General features: G+C 57.7%; 20 protein-coding genes. 6 read left to right on the forward strand and 14 right to left on the reverse strand.

The genetic code is table 11. The features are described 5' to 3' along the window. The 5 genes from ACYCZJ_RS12385 to ACYCZJ_RS12405 form a co-directional block, all read right to left on the reverse strand. A partial coding sequence (locus tag ACYCZJ_RS12385; RefSeq protein WP_461554536.1) for a TIGR03016 family PEP-CTERM system-associated outer membrane protein occupies positions 1 to 1,404 on the reverse strand: 1,404 nt, incomplete at its 3' end. Between the two features lie 55 nt (positions 1,405 to 1,459). Next, a complete protein-coding gene (locus tag ACYCZJ_RS12390; protein WP_461554537.1) occupies positions 1,460 to 2,371 on the reverse strand; it encodes an XrtA-associated tyrosine autokinase in 912 nt (303 codons plus the stop codon). Positions 2,372 to 2,500: 129 nt separating this feature from the next. Continuing rightward, positions 2,501 to 4,030 (reverse strand): XrtA system polysaccharide chain length determinant, encoded by a 1,530-nt coding sequence (locus tag ACYCZJ_RS12395; protein WP_461554538.1) that lies wholly within the window; start codon positions 4,028 to 4,030, stop codon positions 2,501 to 2,503. A gap of 45 nt (positions 4,031 to 4,075) precedes the next feature. Continuing rightward, a complete protein-coding gene (locus tag ACYCZJ_RS12400; protein WP_461554564.1) occupies positions 4,076 to 4,645 on the reverse strand; it encodes an XrtA/PEP-CTERM system exopolysaccharide export protein in 570 nt (189 codons plus the stop codon). Positions 4,646 to 4,998: 353 nt separating this feature from the next. Next, complete coding sequence (locus ACYCZJ_RS12405) at positions 4,999 to 5,598, reverse strand: 7-cyano-7-deazaguanine synthase (protein ID WP_461554539.1); 600 nt, start codon at positions 5,596 to 5,598, stop codon at positions 4,999 to 5,001. A 44-nt stretch (positions 5,599 to 5,642) separates the two neighbouring features. Between ACYCZJ_RS12405 and ACYCZJ_RS12410 the strand changes: the two genes are divergently transcribed. From ACYCZJ_RS12410 to ACYCZJ_RS12430, 5 genes are read left to right on the forward strand one after another with little or no spacing between them, the layout of a single operon-like run. After that, a complete protein-coding gene (locus ACYCZJ_RS12410; protein ID WP_461554540.1) occupies positions 5,643 to 6,014 on the forward strand; it encodes a nucleotide pyrophosphohydrolase in 372 nt (123 codons plus the stop codon). Beyond that, positions 6,011 to 6,319, forward strand: a complete 309-nt coding sequence (locus ACYCZJ_RS12415) for a (2Fe-2S) ferredoxin domain-containing protein (protein WP_461554541.1) — start codon at positions 6,011 to 6,013, stop codon at positions 6,317 to 6,319. The genes ACYCZJ_RS12410 and ACYCZJ_RS12415 overlap by 4 nt, the downstream gene beginning before the upstream one ends. Before the next feature lies 1 nt (position 6,320). Continuing rightward, complete coding sequence (locus ACYCZJ_RS12420; RefSeq protein WP_461554542.1) at positions 6,321 to 6,926, forward strand: alpha/beta hydrolase; 606 nt, start codon at positions 6,321 to 6,323, stop codon at positions 6,924 to 6,926. Then, positions 6,914 to 7,828, forward strand: coding sequence for an ATP-binding cassette domain-containing protein (locus ACYCZJ_RS12425; protein WP_461554543.1), 915 nt, complete (start codon positions 6,914 to 6,916; stop codon positions 7,826 to 7,828). The genes ACYCZJ_RS12420 and ACYCZJ_RS12425 overlap by 13 nt, the downstream gene beginning before the upstream one ends. Further along, the gene (locus ACYCZJ_RS12430) at positions 7,825 to 8,628 is read left to right on the forward strand and encodes an ABC transporter permease (RefSeq protein ID WP_461554544.1); all 804 of its coding nucleotides are present in this window, start codon (positions 7,825 to 7,827) and stop codon (positions 8,626 to 8,628) included. Before ACYCZJ_RS12425 ends, ACYCZJ_RS12430 begins: the two co-directional genes overlap by 4 nt. A gap of 19 nt (positions 8,629 to 8,647) precedes the next feature. Here ACYCZJ_RS12430 and ACYCZJ_RS12435 read toward each other — a convergent pair whose 3' ends face one another. From ACYCZJ_RS12435 to ACYCZJ_RS12465, 7 genes are all read right to left on the reverse strand, one after another. Next, entirely contained in the window at positions 8,648 to 10,009 is a 1,362-nt protein-coding gene (locus ACYCZJ_RS12435) for an ATP-binding protein (RefSeq protein WP_461554545.1), read from the reverse strand. Then, positions 10,006 to 10,455: a winged helix-turn-helix domain-containing protein gene (locus ACYCZJ_RS12440; protein WP_461554565.1), complete on the reverse strand. Its 450-nt coding sequence runs from the start codon at positions 10,453 to 10,455 to the stop codon at positions 10,006 to 10,008. Before ACYCZJ_RS12440 ends, ACYCZJ_RS12435 begins: the two co-directional genes overlap by 4 nt. After that, positions 10,443 to 10,676, reverse strand: coding sequence for a response regulator (locus ACYCZJ_RS12445; protein WP_461554546.1), 234 nt, complete (start codon positions 10,674 to 10,676; stop codon positions 10,443 to 10,445). Before ACYCZJ_RS12445 ends, ACYCZJ_RS12440 begins: the two co-directional genes overlap by 13 nt. A 26-nt stretch (positions 10,677 to 10,702) precedes the next feature. Then, a complete protein-coding gene (locus ACYCZJ_RS12450) occupies positions 10,703 to 11,431 on the reverse strand; it encodes a cytochrome b/b6 domain-containing protein (RefSeq protein ID WP_461554547.1) in 729 nt (242 codons plus the stop codon). Beyond that, on the reverse strand, positions 11,403 to 11,891 hold the full coding sequence (locus ACYCZJ_RS12455; RefSeq protein ID WP_461554548.1) for a diheme cytochrome c: 489 nt from the start codon (positions 11,889 to 11,891) through the stop codon (positions 11,403 to 11,405). The genes ACYCZJ_RS12450 and ACYCZJ_RS12455 overlap by 29 nt, the downstream gene beginning before the upstream one ends. Before the next feature lie 39 nt (positions 11,892 to 11,930). Beyond that, entirely contained in the window at positions 11,931 to 12,338 is a 408-nt protein-coding gene (locus tag ACYCZJ_RS12460) for a DUF1924 domain-containing protein (RefSeq protein WP_461554549.1), read from the reverse strand. Between the two features lie 251 nt (positions 12,339 to 12,589). Then, positions 12,590 to 12,925 carry a hypothetical protein gene (locus tag ACYCZJ_RS12465; RefSeq protein ID WP_461554550.1) on the reverse strand — a complete coding sequence of 112 codons (336 nt, stop codon included), beginning with the start codon at positions 12,923 to 12,925 and terminating at the stop codon, positions 12,590 to 12,592. Positions 12,926 to 13,197: 272 nt separating this feature from the next. Between ACYCZJ_RS12465 and ACYCZJ_RS12470 the strand changes: the two genes are divergently transcribed. Continuing rightward, entirely contained in the window at positions 13,198 to 13,344 is a 147-nt protein-coding gene (locus ACYCZJ_RS12470) for a PEP-CTERM sorting domain-containing protein (RefSeq protein WP_461554551.1), read from the forward strand. Between the two features lie 273 nt (positions 13,345 to 13,617). Here the strand turns inward: ACYCZJ_RS12470 and ACYCZJ_RS12475 are convergent, their stop codons facing one another. Next, entirely contained in the window at positions 13,618 to 14,742 is a 1,125-nt protein-coding gene (locus tag ACYCZJ_RS12475; protein WP_461554552.1) for a Fic family protein, read from the reverse strand. A 95-nt stretch (positions 14,743 to 14,837) separates the two neighbouring features. Further along, on the reverse strand, positions 14,838 to 15,005 hold the full coding sequence (locus ACYCZJ_RS12480; RefSeq protein ID WP_461554553.1) for a hypothetical protein: 168 nt from the start codon (positions 15,003 to 15,005) through the stop codon (positions 14,838 to 14,840). Positions 15,006 to 15,144 lie beyond the last annotated feature (139 nt).

Raw genomic sequence — 15,144 nt, forward strand, 5'->3', positions numbered from 1 at the left:
GACAGAACCGGTTAATTTTGGGTCGAACTGATGCGTCACACCGCTCGAAACCATCCACAAGTCGTCCTTGCGATTCTGGGATGGCACCTCGATGCGCGATAGATTGCCATACAGATTAAACGTGGTACGCGGCGCAAAATGCCAGTTCCAGCCGGCATTGACCCCTGACGAACGGTCATAATTGCCGCTTGTCTGCAAATCGCGGCGCATGCTGTAGATACCGAGGTTGTAATTGCTCTTGCCCACATTCACGCCCACGCCTGCCGTCAGGTTTTTCAGAATGAAGACTTCATTGACCAGTGATTGATTAATACCGTACGCGTTGTAAATCGTAGGAAAACAGCCATACCCCGATGGGGGTTGAGTATCTGCTGGTACAAATATGATATATGAATTAAAACCAGAATTATTAGGCGCAACAACGAAGCCCATGCCTGGCGGCGGAGCGGTGCACGCAAAATAGCTTCCAACCAAAGTCGCGCTCAGGCTGGTGGCGCTACTGGTCGTGAGGTTTTCGCTGTACCCGGCACGCCAGTTGGTATGACGGGTGCGTTCGCTCAGGTCAAACGAATAAGTCCTGCCAAAAAAACGGTGCCCGTAAGTGGCTGCCACGCTGGTGCGCGAAGTGGGCGTCCAGGTGAATCCCGCATTCCAGAAGGGGCCATCTATCTTGCCACCGCTTGCGCTGATATAGTTATTGCGCTCCTGGCCGGCCGTGGCGTTCACGCGCAATTTTCGCGTCAGCGCATAACCCAGCGTTGCGGAAGCACTTTCGAATTCGGTGTCGGCCACCAGCTGATTTTTATTTTTGGTGTAACTGTAATTGACTCCCCAGAACAGATCATTGAATGAACTGCCACTGAGTAACGAACCTGTCACATTGTTGGTCAGCGTGTTGGAAATACCCTGGCTGTTGTAATAAATGCCACTCTGCCTTACACGGAAATCGCCATCAGCAAAACTGCCGAAACGCTTCTTGATATACGGGCTGATGCTGTAGGTTCCCACCGTAGTCAGATTTTTGGTCGCGTTGGTGTTGCCAAATCCTACCGGTCCCAGCGCATTGATATTCTGCTGAGCAATCGCGGTGTTCGCGTCGAGAAACAGAAAATCTTTCAGCAATTCGGCATTAGCTGAACCACTAAGCTGATGATTGAGTGAATTATTATCGCTGGTGTTAAGGTAGGTCAAAGATTGCAGCGAGTAGTTGACCCTGACCTTGAGGCGCGCTCCGTCTTTGTAGATTTGCACACCGGGCCGAATCTCGGTAATCAAATCATTTTTTTTGGATTGGCCTGAAGGCGCCAGATTGACGTTATCCGTATAACGCTCACTGACAGTCAGATTGGGCGTCACCGTCCAGTCAGCGGCCAAGGCGGGCAAAGCCACGCCCGTCAGCAACATTACCGGGGCGAGCGCTCCGCGCGCCCCCAATAGCATTATCGAATGGAGTCGAGATCTATTTTCCGTATGTGCCATAGTATCCGTAGTAGTTGTCGTTGCCGAGGACTGCCGTCGCCTTGTTCAGCACCATGCCGATGACTTCACATGATTCGAGTTGGCTCAGCGCTTCTTTGACAGCCTCCTGCGAGGTTTTTTCCGCCTCCACTACCATCACGATTTGTCCCATATGGGTCGCCAGGACACTCGCTTCACTGGTGGACAACAGTGGTGGCGAATCAAAAATAATGACGCGATCCGGGTAACGGTTGGCCAGGTCTGCGACCAGCCGGCTCATTGCCGAACTGGCCAGCAACTCGGTACCATGCTTGCAGGGGTGCCCGGCTGTCAACAGAGAGAGCTTGGGAATGTTGGTACGCAGCATCACCTCGGACAACTCCAGGCTGGGGTCCTGCAACACATCCAGCAGCCCCTTGCCGGCCCGAATCCCCAGATACTCCGGCAATCGTGGCCGCGCCACGTCGGCATCCACCAGCAGCACGGTGCGTTCCATTTCCGTTGCAATACTGATCGCGAGATTGAGGGAACAGAATGATTTTCCTTCACCAGGCAGCGAACTGGTCACCATGATCAGATTGCCGTTTCTGACTGCCGCGCCACCCTGACCGAAAGCATTGGCCAGCAAAGGGCGTTTGATCAGGCGGAATTCTTCAGCGACCTGGGTACGCTCCGCATCAGGTGTGACGCCGCCCATGCGCGCCAGGCGCTTCAAATCAATTTCAACCCGCATCGAAGTTGCGCCGCCATCCGTCTCGCTGTCCACAGGCACATGCGGCATCTCCGCGGCGGCGTGAGTATGCTCACGCTGCATCGCGGCCTCAATCCGGTTAACCGGTTTTTCCGGGGCCACTGGCTGTGTCGCCGGGCCGGCGTGTACCAGCTTGTTGGCTGCTTTTTCGATAATACTCATCTTAAACTCCCTGAATCCGGGCGACCACGCTTACTAGACTGCCGAAACTGCTGCGGGGCACGTGTAAAACCCTACCGCATACCCGTTTCTTCGTCATCGACTCAACACAACACGATGTATTCATCCTGGTTAGCGCGCCATAAACATCTGTAGCGTCAACAAAACGCCATAAGCGCCAATCAAGCTGAAAAACGACAAGCCATAAGCAATCAAACCCTTGCGTTTCTTGATTTTGACAGCATCGGTATCGATCCGCGTGACCGATCCCAGCAACGGCAACCCGGTCAATTCGCGCAATACACGCCTGTCTGTCACTGTGCGGCGCAACTGGCTAACCAGGAAGGCAACGACAATGCCTGCGAGTATCCCCACCAACGGCACCATCGAAATCAACAATGGGCGATTCGGCCACGACGGCTTGAGCGGAACGCGTGGTGGATCGATTACCCGGAAATCCACGACATCAGTTTTGCTTTCCACCTGCCCGGACAGATTCGCCGTCTCGCTACGCGCCAGCATGGCGGCATAGTTTTGCTTGTACATTCCGTAATCACGCGTCAACTGGGTATATTCAGCTTCAACATCCAGCGTATTGTTTACCGCCCCCTTGAGTTGACTCAAGCGACTCTGGTATTCGCCCACCCGTCCCTTGAGGGAAGCGACATTGGCATCCGCTTCGGCAATGGCGATCGTCAGCTGTTGGTAAACCGGGTTGAGCGCACGACCATCGCCGGTAGTCTTGGTGGTCTTGGCTTCCTGTTTTTTCTGCGCTTCCAGCTCCTTGATAAGACGCTTGGTAGACACGATATCCGGATGCAGGTCGGTATAGGTAAGGCGCAGGGTATCCAGATTCTTTTTCAAGGACTGGATACGCGCATCCAGTTCCGGATTACTTTGCGTCTGTACTGCGGCGGCGGAAATCTCCGGTTCCTCGTCGGCCAACTGACGCTTGAGCTGGTCGCGGCGATCAGTGGCTTCGCGCAAATCCAGCTCCGCCTGATGCAGCGCGGTTGTGGTAGCTGACAGCTTGGCGTAGTAATCTCCGCCTTCGCCCGGCATCAGCCCCATGTGTTTGCGCTTGAACTCTTTCATGGCATTCTCGGTATCAATGAGTTTTTGCTCGTAAAGCTTGAGCTGCTCATCAATAAATTTCCGCGAAGATGAAAGATCCTTGCGCGTTTTTCCCAGACTGCTTTCCACAAAGATGGTCAGCAATGCCTGCACTACCCGTTTGGCCAATTCGGGATGCTCGTTCTGGTATGCAATGGTGTAGAGATTGGCACCCGTATTGGATGCTTCAAGCTTGATCTGACTGGCCAGACCATCCAGCATGGCCTCGGTCTGCTGCGGCGTCTTTGCCCTGATGTCCATGTCGGTCATACGCGCAACCTTTTCCAGGTTGGGACGGCTGACCAGCGTGCGCGTCATCAGACGAAGCTGCTGGTCGACATTCGGCTCGACAGTCAGGCCGCTGAGCAGCGGCTTGAGCAAGGTCTGGGTATCCACATAGACACGCGCGGAGGCCTCAAACCGGCTGGGCAGGGTATACACCCAGAACCACCCCGCAATCGAAACCAGCCAAGCGATGATGACGATGTACCAGCGCCGATGCCAGGTCGCTCGCACATAGCCCATCAACTGGTTTAGCAATTCATCCATGTTTCCCCCTGCCGTTTTTCAGAAGTTCTTGGCAACTGAAAATTATTAGAAAAAGCTTTCCGGTATCACCAGCACATCGCCAGGAAGGATAGGTACATCGGCACTGATATCACCACCGTTGACCAGATCATCCAGACGCACACCCAGACGTTCCTGCTTGCCATTCACGGTACGCAGGATATAAGCCTTGTTGCCAGCCGCGTAATCGGTGATGCCGCCCACATCAATCATCAGATCAATCAAGCTCATGTGTTCACGGTAATTCAGCGCTTGCGGTTTGGTTGCCTGGCCGATTACCCGGACTTGCTGGCTGAATGGACCGACGCCGCCAGCCACGACTACAGTGACGATCGGTTCCTGTATGTATTTGGACAGTGCTTTTTCGAGGTCACGCGCCAACTGGGTGGGCGTTTTTCCGCTGGCAGGCATGTCTTCCACCAGATGCATGGTCATTTTGCCGTCGGGGCGCACAGGGAAAGTCCCGGAAACGTCAGGGTTGCGCCAGACGAACACATTCACGCTATCACCCGGCCCGATGAGATAATTCCAGTCAGCCTGCTTGCTCAGCTTCGTGGGTGCCACTGGATAATTCGTTGCACATCCGGACAAGCCCATCAGCACAGCCAGCAAAACTACCCACCGGGAAGAAATCAGGGGTTTGATTGCGTTCACGGCATTCCTCCTACTTATCAATTAGTTAAAAGTTTCGCAAAGCATCATGTCACATACAAATTTATTCAATGCATGTGGCTCAGACAGGCCAAAATACAATCAAGACTTACCGCAAGCATATTTCAGGCCTAATATTGACACGCTTGATTTATCAATTGGTTAGTGTTATTCAGCGTATCAAATGCGCCTGTATTCTCGTTATTATCGACGATATCCACCACTAACTGGCGAAACGCCAACAGCAGGGCATTCCGGACAACACGTTCGAGCATACCAGTATGCGACAGCGACGCACATCATCCAAAAGTGATAGCTGCCCCGGCAGCCTGCAATGCCTTTTTACGCTGCAAACATTGCGGACAATGCCCGCACGGCTTGGCATAACCCAGCAGACAACTATACGTGTCCTGCAAATTTATACCCAATTTGATTGCAAGTTCAATCACCTGCACTTTATCCAGCTCGGCCAGTGGCGTGCGCACCTCGATATCACCCAGGCTGTGCACCATGTGATTGAAGCCCTGCACAAACAGCGGCGACGCACTCGGATAGGCGCCCGCGTCGTCGCGATTCAGTGCCAGATGCAGGCACGTCGCGCCGATTTGCACGGCATAACTCACCCCCAGTGCCAGCGCGACCAGATTGCGATGCGGCAGCGGTACATGCAAACGTTGCGTTTGCCCGTCGCGAAACGCCTCCCCGGCCGCGGCCATATCCAGTTTCTTCAATGGCACCCCCAGCGCTTTGCTGTGCATGCTCGCTGCGCGTAATTCCTCGCTGCCGGCACGTTGGCCATAATCGATGAACAGCGCATGCAGTTGTACGCCTTCACTGTGCTTGAGATGCAGCAGCGTCACACTATCAATGCCGCCGGAGAGCAGAACGAGTTCGGTCATGCAGAGAATGCTACACTATCCGCCTCGCAACAGGAGGCAAATGCATGGCCACCGATAGCATAGAGCAACTGCAAACCGAGATTCGGCGCTTTGCCGAAAATCGCGACTGGCAACCGTTTCATACGCCCAAGAATCTGGTCATGGCACTGGCGGTCGAGGCTGCCGAACTGATGGAGCACTACCAGTGGGCCACACCCGAACAGAGCCAGCATCCCGATCCTGTCAAACTGGCTGCGGTCGGTGAGGAAATGAGCGATGTGCTGATTTATCTGGTGCGTCTGGCCGACGTGCTGGAACTGGATCTGCTGGCTGCCGCACGTGCCAAACTGATCCACAACGGACAAAAATATCCCGCTGACGCGGCCCGCGGAAACGCCGCCAAATACACCGAACTCGAGCAGGACAAGCAACCATGAGTTACTACGAACACCACGTTTTTTTCTGTACCAACCAGCGCGAGGATGGCGCCCGATGCTGTGGCGCATCCGGCGGCCAAGCCATGCGCGACTATGCCAAAAAGAAGCTTAAATCACTGAACCTGAACGGCGCGGGAAAATGCCGCATCAACAGCGCAGGCTGCATGGACCGTTGCAGCGAAGGCCCGGTGCTGGTGGTATACCCGGAAGGCACCTGGTACACCTACGTGGACGAGCAGGATGTCGACGAGATCATCGAGCAGCACCTGCAGCATGGCAAGGTCGTCGAGCGGCTGAAAATCTGACGTGAAGCGCTCCAAACTCCGCATCAAAACTGCCGTCGGCAACGTCGAGACCGTGATCAACGACCCCGGTAACAATCGCCGCGGTCTGGCATTTATCGCCCATCCTCATCCGCTGCACGGCGGCACGCTGAACAACAAAGTCGTGCAGACGCTGGCACAGACCTGCCATGACGAAGGCTATGTCGCGGTGCGCCCGAATTTTCGCGGCGTCGGCGGCAGCGACGGTGTCTACGATGGCGGCATCGGTGAAACCGAAGACATGCTGGCCGTGATTGAATTCGTGCGCGGCCATTACGACAACGCCCTGCCGGTGCTGCTGGCCGGTTTTTCGTTTGGCGCCTATGTGCAGCACCGCGTGGCGCAACGCATCGCCGCCCACAAGCTCATCCTGATCGGGCCCGCCGTCAACCTCTATGAATTCGATTGCGTGCCGCCCTCGACCACCATCATCCACGGTGAAAGCGATGAACTGGTCCCGCTCGCCGCGGCGCAAGCCTGGGCGCAGACTTGCGGCACGCCCATCGAAATCATTCGCGGTACCGGACATTTCTTTCACGGCAAACTGGCCGAACTCAAATCAGCCGCACTGACAGCATGTCACTCATAAGCGTGCGTGGCCTTGGTAAGCGCTATGGCGGCAACGCCGTGGTGCGCGATCTCGATCTCGACATTCGCGCAGGTGAATGCTTCGGCCTGCTGGGTCCCAATGGCGCAGGCAAAACCACCACGCTGAAAATGCTGCTCGGGCTGATTGCGCCGGATAGCGGCAGCATCGAAATCCTCGGCGAGCCGGTGCCGTTGCGCGGCCGCGAAGCACGTATCCGCATCGGTGTAGTACCGCAGATGGACAACCTCGACCCGGACTTTAGCGTGGCTGAAAACCTGCTCGTGTATGGCCGTTACTTTGGGATCGGCGATGTGCTGATCCGCAGCCGCATCCCGGCGCTGCTGGAATTCGCCGGGCTGATCAGCAAGGCCGATGCGAAAATCACCACGCTGTCAGGCGGCATGAAACGGCGCCTCACCCTGGCGCGCGCGCTGATCAACGACCCAGAGCTGATCGTGCTGGACGAACCCACCACCGGCCTCGACCCGCAGGCACGGCATGTAATCTGGCAGGGCCTGCGGCGCCTGATTGCACAAGGCAAGACCATCCTGCTCACCACTCATTTCATGGAAGAGGCCGAGCGCCTGTGCGACCGGCTGGTGATTCTCGACCACGGCGCGGCCATTGCTGCGGGCAGCCCGCGCGCCATGATCGCCTCCGAAATCGAACCCAGCGTGGTCGAAATTTACGGCGAAGGCGTCACCGAATGGGGCAGCACACACGGCAAGGCAATGTGCGCGCGCCATGAGATCACCGGCGAGACGCTGTTTTGTTATACCCATGACAGCGCCGAGCTGCTCGCTCAGTTGCACGCACAAGACAGCCTGCGCTACCTGCATCGCCCTTCCAACCTGGAAGACGTATTTTTGAAATTTACCGGGCGCGAATTGCGCGATTCATGATGCCAACGACCCTAAGCATTCAACACTTCGCGCCGCCGCGCCTGTCGTTGCGCTTCATCCCGGTGTGGCGGCGCAACTTTCTGGTGTGGAAAAAACTCGCGGGGTCGAGCATTCTCGGCAATCTGGCCGACCCCATGCTCTACATGCTCGGTTTCGGCTACGGCCTCGGCAGCCTGATGCCCGAAGTGGGCGGCGCGCGTTACATCACTTTTCTGGCGGCCGGTACCATCTGCTATTCGACCATGAACAGCGCCACTTTCGAGGTGCTCTACTCGGGCTTCTCGCGCATGCACGTGCAAAAAACCTGGGATGCCATCCTCAACGCCCCCATGAGTCTCGATGACGTCATGCTGGCCGAACTGATCTGGGGCGCATCGAAAAGCCTGCTGTCCGGGCTCGCCATTCTGGCAGTGATCTGGGTCATGGGCCTGCAGCAAAGCTGGCTGCTCAGCCTGTGGGTGCTGCCGGTGGTCATCCTCATCGGCCTGACCTTCTCCGCGATGGGGCTGGTCATGACTGCGCTGTCGCCCAGCTATGATTTCTTCATGTACTACTTCACGCTGGTGATTACGCCGATGGTACTGCTATGCGGGGTGTTCTACCCGGTCGACCGGCTGCCCGGCTTTCTTCAGATCGCATCGGCCTGGCTGCCGCTGTCGCATGCCATCGACCTGGTGCGCCCGTTGATCCTCGGCCACTTGCCCGCGCATATCGCCGGGCACATCGCCGCACTAGCCGCATGGGGTCTGCTGAGTTACTGGCTGGCACTGGGATTCACCCGCCGTCGACTGCTGACATAACATCAGCCAATAAGGATACTCATGCTGTGCCGACATTCGCCTGACCAATGACGCGAACGGCGAGGCCGCCCAGTTCCGCCGAAGTCTCGACCTGCACATCCAACCGGTGCACAGCTGCGACACGCCGCACGATCGACCAACCCAGTCCGCTGCCGCTCTCACTGCTGCCCGGCACTCTGAAGAACCGCTCACCCAGCCTGTTCCGGCCGGCCTCGGCTAGACCCGGCCCACTGTCTTCAACACTCAACACGACACGCCCGGCCTGCTGCCGCACGCTCACCTTCACTTGCGCTGACGCTGAGCTGTATCTCACCGCGTTGTCAACCAGATTACGCACCAGAACTGTGAGCAGCGTCTCATTGCCTGGAACGCTGCAAGGTTCGGCGGCCTCGAATTCCAGCGTTTGATTTTTGGCGAGTGCTTTCGGCGCCAGTTCGGCCACGACGTGTTGGGTTAACGCGCTCAGATCGACCGCCGCCATGGCAGGCGCCGTAACGGCTTCCAGCCGGGACAAGGTCAGCAATTGCTCCACCAGTCGCGTGGCGCGGTCGCAGCCCTCCAGCGTGCTTTTGAGCGCGTGCCTGCGCAAGGCATCGTCAGCTTCGCCCAGCGCCACCTGCGCCTGGGCGCGGATCGCCGCGATCGGCGTGCGCAGTTCGTGCGCGGCATCTGCCGTGAAGCGGCGTTCGGATTCCAGCAGCGTGCCGATGCGCTCGAACAGACCGTTCAGGGCGTTGACCATCGGCGCCATCTCCGAGGTTATGCCGTCGAGCGCGACCGGATGCAGCGCCTGCGGTTGGCGCTCAGCCAGTGCATGCCCGAGCCGGCGCATGGGTGCGACGCCGCGGTACACCGCCCACCACACCGCCAACGCCAACAGCGGCAGCGCCACGGCCATCGGCCACAGCGTGCTGCGCAGCACAGCCCACAGAATCGAGGCCCGCGAACTCGCCTGCTCGCCCACATACACTTGCACGTCGCGCTCGGCTCCGTAGGCCGCAAACACACGCCACGCAATGCCTCCGATCTGCACTGTCGCAAAGCCGGTCTTGATGTCCTTGCCGGGCTCAAGCATCGGGGCAGCTGACACGTTGGCCGAGCGCAGCACCAGGCGGCCCTCGTGGAAGACCTGGAATGCTACCTTGGGCGCATAGCGGTGCAGTGTGGGCGCGTCGATGCCGCTGCCGTCATCCTCTATCTCGCGCGCCTGCTGCACCACCAGCAGCGCAGCCGCCTGCGCTAGGTGACTGTCCAGCAGTTCGTCGAGCTCGTGGCTCGCGTCGAACCAGGTCATCGTCGCCGTGACCAGCCAGACGCCCACCACCACGGCGAGCACCAGCGCGAGCAACCGGCCTTGCAGCGAACCAGGCGGCTTGATCATGATTTCGGTAAATCGCGCAGCAGAATGTAGCCGACGCCGCGCACGGTCTGGATCAGTGCGGCGCCAAGCTTGCGCCGCAGATTGTGGATATGCACCTCGACGGCGTTGCTTTCCACCTCCTGGCCCCAGCTGTAGAGATGCTGTTCGATCTGTTCACGCGAGAGCACGCGGTCGGCGTTGAGCATAAACGCGTGCAGCAGGTCGAACTCCCGCGTCGACAGCGCGACGGGCTCGCCCGCCTGCCGCACGGAGCGGGCCGCCGGATCGAGAACGACATCCTGCACGGCCAGGCACTCCTGCGGCTGGCCGTGGGCACGGCGAATCAGCGCGCGCAACCGTGCGGCAAGTTCGTGCAGGTCCACCGGCTTGACCACATAGTCGTCGGCGCCGACGTTGAGTCCGCGGATACGGTCGGGCACTGCGTCACGCGCGGTCAGCACCAGCACCGGCAGCAAGACGCCGGCCCGGCGGAGGCAGCCAGCACCTCCATGCCATCTATCAGCGGCAGCCCGAGGTCGAGCACCGCGGCCGCATAAGGCTGGGCGCGCAACTCGCGCTCTGCGGCCTCACCGTTGCGTACCCAGTCCACCTGGAAGCCGAGCTGCCGCAGACCGGCGCGCAGGCCGTCACCTAGCAGCGGATCGTCTTCGGCGAGCAGGATATGCATGGCACGGATTGTCTCATGAAGCGTGCTCAGCCGCGATCAGGGTTTCCGGCCGTTGCCGATGCTGCGGGCCGGCCGGCGAGGCCAGCGCCAGACGGCGCGCTTTGCCACTGCATCCACCAGAAGCCCAGCACCGTCACCAGCATCAGCACGGCCACGCTGCGCCAGGCGCGGCGAATGCCTTGCTCCGGCAGGCCCGGCTTGCGCCCGCTGATCATCGAGCCCACCAGATTCTCCCGGTGCAGCCAACTGCTGAGCAGCACACCGGCGACGTGCACGCCAATGACAGCCAGCATCACGTTGGCTGCCGCCTCGTGCACCTCTTCCAGCCAGTCGCCCGCGACGTCGTTGTAGATGGCCCAGCCCGATGCGGCGACGGCCAGCGTCAGCCCCAGCAGGGCCACGATGGCCAGCGCACCTGCCGGGTTGTGACCTGTGTAGTGCTCAGGCTGGCCGCACAGCAACGCGCCGAGATAGCGCGCCACCGCCCTGGGGCCGCGCACGAAGGTCGAGAAGCGCGCATAGCGGGTGCCCATCAGGCCCCAGACAATGCGAAAACCCACCAGACCCGCCATCGTGTAGCCCAGCGACACATGCAGCAGCCGCCAGCGTTCACTCTCGGCAGTGAGGTAGGCACCGGCAAAACTGAGCACCATGAGCCAGTGGAAGACACGAACCGGAACATCCCAGACCAGTATCTTGCGGGTTCCCGGTTCGTTGACAGGTGGGTTAGCGGGGGATACGGACAAATCGTTCATTGAAATCTCCTTGGTCGGATCGGGTATGGCAGGCGGCACAGTTGGAAGCGCTCTTTACCGCTGGCCGCTTCCAGGCGAACGCAGGCACCTCGTCGTGCTGGCGGACGAACCACGCCGAACGGGTGATGCGATCCTCGGGGGGCGCTTCGCGCACGCGCCCATAAGTGCCGGCGTAGGCGGTGAGCCAGGTCGCGAGTTGCTTCACCGTTGCCGGATCAAGCGAGGCATCCGTGCCGTAATGGTGCGGCAGGCTGTGCATCACCCGCTGCCAAGAGGCCGCCGGCAACATGCCGGGCGGGTAGGCCACGTGGCAGGCGGCGCATTCCTGCTGATACTTGGGCAACAGCGGCACCCGCGGCGCGCGCTGGTCGTCATCGGCAATAGCCGGATGGTTGATACCGATGGCGACGAGCAAGCCAAACAGGGCTTGTTGGGCATGTGAGCGAAGTCGAAATGGCATGGCTGGTTCTCCTAAATAACGTGAATGAAGTGCGGCGCATCAAGGCTTGAGCGTCAGCAGCCAGCTCAACACGTCCGCCTTCTCTGCGGCAGTGCATGCGCGGCCCACGACGTCATTGCAATTGCGGTGGAACCATTTCTCGGCCTTGGCCGCATCGGTGAAGCGCTCGGGGTTGAAGGCCGGCGCCAGCGCGCCGATGGTCTTGCCAGTCGACGCATGCTTGCCAGGCTTGGTAGGCACGGCGCCATGGCACGAAGCGCAACTCCATTCGCGGCCGTGGCGGGCGGTGAAGAATTGCTGGCCCCGGGCAGACACGGCAGGCGAACCGGCCTGAGCGGTGTAGCCGGACAACAGTTCCGGCGCGGTGGCGGCCTGGGTGGCAGGCGCAAAAACGGCAGCCGCCAGCCCGGCAGCGGTGATGGTTAGAAGCAGGGACGATAGGTTCATGGCAACTCCTTTGTTGCCATGTTGCGGCTGAAATCTTAAGGCTTTCTTAAGCGGGGCTGTGCGCCCTCGGACTCGCTCAAGCTGCGGTGGCTAGCGGCTTGCCGGACTGAGGGTTGATGTCACCGTCAGATAACCCGCACGCGCTGCAGCACATGACCGCGACCCTTGGTCTTTTTTGTGGGGGATTACAATCTAAACACGCATTACCTCGCCAGCGTCGTCGATATTGCACGCTGCCGGGCACCGACGTGTTACATCGCATCCAGAAACCGCTGCCCGGCCTCGTGCAGTTCAGCCTTGAGCACATCGCAGCGGCTCGCATCGTCGCCACATGCGGCTTCCAGTAGCCGCAAGGCATCAGCTTCATAGCTCGCCCATGCCGCCCGCACCTTATCCGGATCGAGTTGCCGGGATATTGCAGCCCCTGCTGCGCAAACCGGCTCACCTACGTATTTCAGCATGGCGTAGCGCGGAATCACACGCTGACCGGTGCCATCCTCTGCTGCCGCCACTAGCGGGCTGGTTTTGGTATAGATTTTGCCCTCGAATTTGAATTGTGTGCCAAGCGGAAGGTGCTGGAATTTCATGTATTAGGTCTGAACCATCAAGATTTGCATATCAACTGAAGTGAATTACACTGAACAAACACTGTTGCGTTTTATTTTCATCCCAAAACCGGAATTGAGCGAATACTTGCGTCCGCATAAATTTTCACCGGTGTCGCATTATTTTACACGGGCGGCCAATCGTGTAGCCTTGTAATAACATATGCGCTTGTTTCAGCTAAAAAATAAAATACAGGCATGTTATATGCTTAACTAGTTTCAACGCGCACTGCGCAACTTTTCGGGAGATCATCATGAAATACCTATCAATCATCGCCTTCAGTCTCGTTTCATCCAATCTTTGGGCAAGAGGTACCATAACAGTTCCTGAACCTGAAACCCTCTTCCTGTTTGGAATTGGCGTGGTGGCGCTGATCCTTTCCCGCAACAAACGCAAGTAAATCAGAACGCGGCACCGCCAGCTGCTGGGGGTGCCGCCTAGTCACATTCTCCCGGACGGCCTCTATCCGTCTTTGAAATCAACTCCTTACTTCCGCGCCAAACAAGCAGCACAGCCAGAACACTACTAGCCCGCCTCTATGCCTGCCTCACCGGACCGGCTTTGGTGTAGGCCTTCCGTCGAATTAGAACCACGCGCCAATAGTGAGGCATGGGTATTTCATGACGATACAAATACCGCACCCATATTCAATGCCTTCACGGATTCAATGAGGCTATTTGAATAAATTCAAGTACGCGTCAAACACATACATCTTGCCACGCTTACCGCCGGTGATTTCTTTCAGTATCTCCAGGCGTTCCAGATCGGCAATCAGTTTGTATGCGGATGCCGCTGATACTTCAGCTACCTGCCCGACTTTTGCGGCATCGACAAGTGGATGCTGATATAAGTAATGCAGCACTTTTTGAGCATTGGCCGTTCTGCTCCCCAGCGTCTGTAATTGGCTATCCACCTGCTTTTGCAGCGTGAGTATATTGTCAAACGTGGCGATGCTACTTTGCGCGGTCTCGACAACCCCCACCAGAAAAAACTTGAACCATTGCAACAGGTCGTTCTTTTCTCTCACCCGCATCAAGTTATCGTAATAATGCGTGCGATTGCGTTCGAAGAAATCCGACAGATACAACACCGGTTGCTTCAATATCCCGCGACTGACCAGATACAAGGTAATCAGCAATCGCCCCACGCGGCCATTGCCATCCAGAAAGGGGTGGATGGTTTCAAACTGGTAATGCACCAGCGCAATTTTCAGCAGTTCAGGGAAATACTCGGCATCGTTATGCACAAACTGCTCAATATCACCCATCAACTCAGCAATGGAGGTATATACCGGCGGCACAAAAACCGCATCGCTGATGCTCGCCCCGCCGATCCAGTTTTGACTATGCCTGAACTCGCCCGGCTGTTTGTGTTTGCCGCGCACGCCCTGCAGCAAGGTTTTATGGGTCTCGCGTACCAGTCGCGCCGAAAAAGGCAGTGACTTCAAGCCTTCAATCGCCTGGTTCATCGCCGCTACGTAGTTTTGCACCTCTTCCCAATCGTCCCTTTTATCCGGGGCAACGTCTTCTTTCTCCAGCAGCGCTTCTTCCATGTTCGTCTGCGTGCCCTCAATCCTGCTTGATTGCGTAGCCTCTTTCAGCACATGCATACGGATGAACAAGTCGATGTTGGGGATGTACCCGGAATACATATCCAGCTTTCCCAGCGCCCGGTCGGCCTGCCCAAGCAACTGAATCAACGCCATGTTATCCAGCACCCAGGCACGGTTGATCGTATTGGGCTGAAAACTTTTGTAGTGCCCTTGCTGAACGAGACGGCCTGACTGGAAGTTTTTCATCGGTATGACTTTATCATCAGATTAAAACAAGTACGGCGATTGTTTTAGATTTTACTCAAAAACTAAAACAACACAACATGTTATTTTTAATTTTGCTACCTTAGTCTTTCCTGTGCCGTGCGTTTCAGCGCCTGCATCATCCGCACCGTCTCCACACTCACCGTAGTCACGCACATCAGCAGGTCGATGACTTTCTCCTTGTAGTCGGCAGAAACAGGGCACCCAAAAACCAAACCCGCGACTAATGCACAGCGGATAGACAATGCGCTTGCTGCGCTGGAGAAGTTGAGGACTTGATGGTCAGGGGTGTTCTCCTGTCCCACGGACACCGAGATTAGTTATCGCCCAAGATGAGCAATACGGTCTGACACGATCATGCCGTTTCCAATCAGAATCGGGTGA

Source organism: Sulfuriferula sp. (assembly GCF_054605375.1).

Excerpts from the sequence above, each read along its gene's own strand:
- ACYCZJ_RS12460 (WP_461554549.1), bottom strand. The coding sequence starts at position 12,338 with ATGAACCTATCGTCCCTGCTTCTAACCATCACCGCTGCCGGGCTGGCG.
- ACYCZJ_RS12435 (WP_461554545.1), bottom strand. The coding sequence starts at position 10,009 with ATGATCAAGCCGCCTGGTTCGCTGCAAGGCCGGTTGCTCGCGCTGGTG.
- ACYCZJ_RS12405 (WP_461554539.1), bottom strand. The coding sequence starts at position 5,598 with ATGACCGAACTCGTTCTGCTCTCCGGCGGCATTGATAGTGTGACGCTG.
- ACYCZJ_RS12445 (WP_461554546.1), bottom strand. The coding sequence starts at position 10,676 with ATGCATATCCTGCTCGCCGAAGACGATCCGCTGCTAGGTGACGGCCTG.
- ACYCZJ_RS12465 (WP_461554550.1), bottom strand. The coding sequence starts at position 12,925 with ATGAAATTCCAGCACCTTCCGCTTGGCACACAATTCAAATTCGAGGGC.
- ACYCZJ_RS12450 (WP_461554547.1), bottom strand. The coding sequence starts at position 11,431 with ATGAACGATTTGTCCGTATCCCCCGCTAACCCACCTGTCAACGAACCG.
- ACYCZJ_RS12395 (WP_461554538.1), bottom strand. The coding sequence starts at position 4,030 with ATGGATGAATTGCTAAACCAGTTGATGGGCTATGTGCGAGCGACCTGG.
- ACYCZJ_RS12455 (WP_461554548.1), bottom strand. The coding sequence starts at position 11,891 with ATGCCATTTCGACTTCGCTCACATGCCCAACAAGCCCTGTTTGGCTTG.
- ACYCZJ_RS12475 (WP_461554552.1), bottom strand. The coding sequence starts at position 14,742 with ATGAAAAACTTCCAGTCAGGCCGTCTCGTTCAGCAAGGGCACTACAAA.
- ACYCZJ_RS12470 (WP_461554551.1), top strand. The coding sequence starts at position 13,198 with ATGAAATACCTATCAATCATCGCCTTCAGTCTCGTTTCATCCAATCTT.
- ACYCZJ_RS12410 (WP_461554540.1), top strand. The coding sequence starts at position 5,643 with ATGGCCACCGATAGCATAGAGCAACTGCAAACCGAGATTCGGCGCTTT.
- ACYCZJ_RS12390 (WP_461554537.1), bottom strand. The coding sequence starts at position 2,371 with ATGAGTATTATCGAAAAAGCAGCCAACAAGCTGGTACACGCCGGCCCG.
- ACYCZJ_RS12415 (WP_461554541.1), top strand. The coding sequence starts at position 6,011 with ATGAGTTACTACGAACACCACGTTTTTTTCTGTACCAACCAGCGCGAG.
- ACYCZJ_RS12425 (WP_461554543.1), top strand. The coding sequence starts at position 6,914 with ATGTCACTCATAAGCGTGCGTGGCCTTGGTAAGCGCTATGGCGGCAAC.
- ACYCZJ_RS12430 (WP_461554544.1), top strand. The coding sequence starts at position 7,825 with ATGATGCCAACGACCCTAAGCATTCAACACTTCGCGCCGCCGCGCCTG.
- ACYCZJ_RS12400 (WP_461554564.1), bottom strand. The coding sequence starts at position 4,645 with ATGGGCTTGTCCGGATGTGCAACGAATTATCCAGTGGCACCCACGAAG.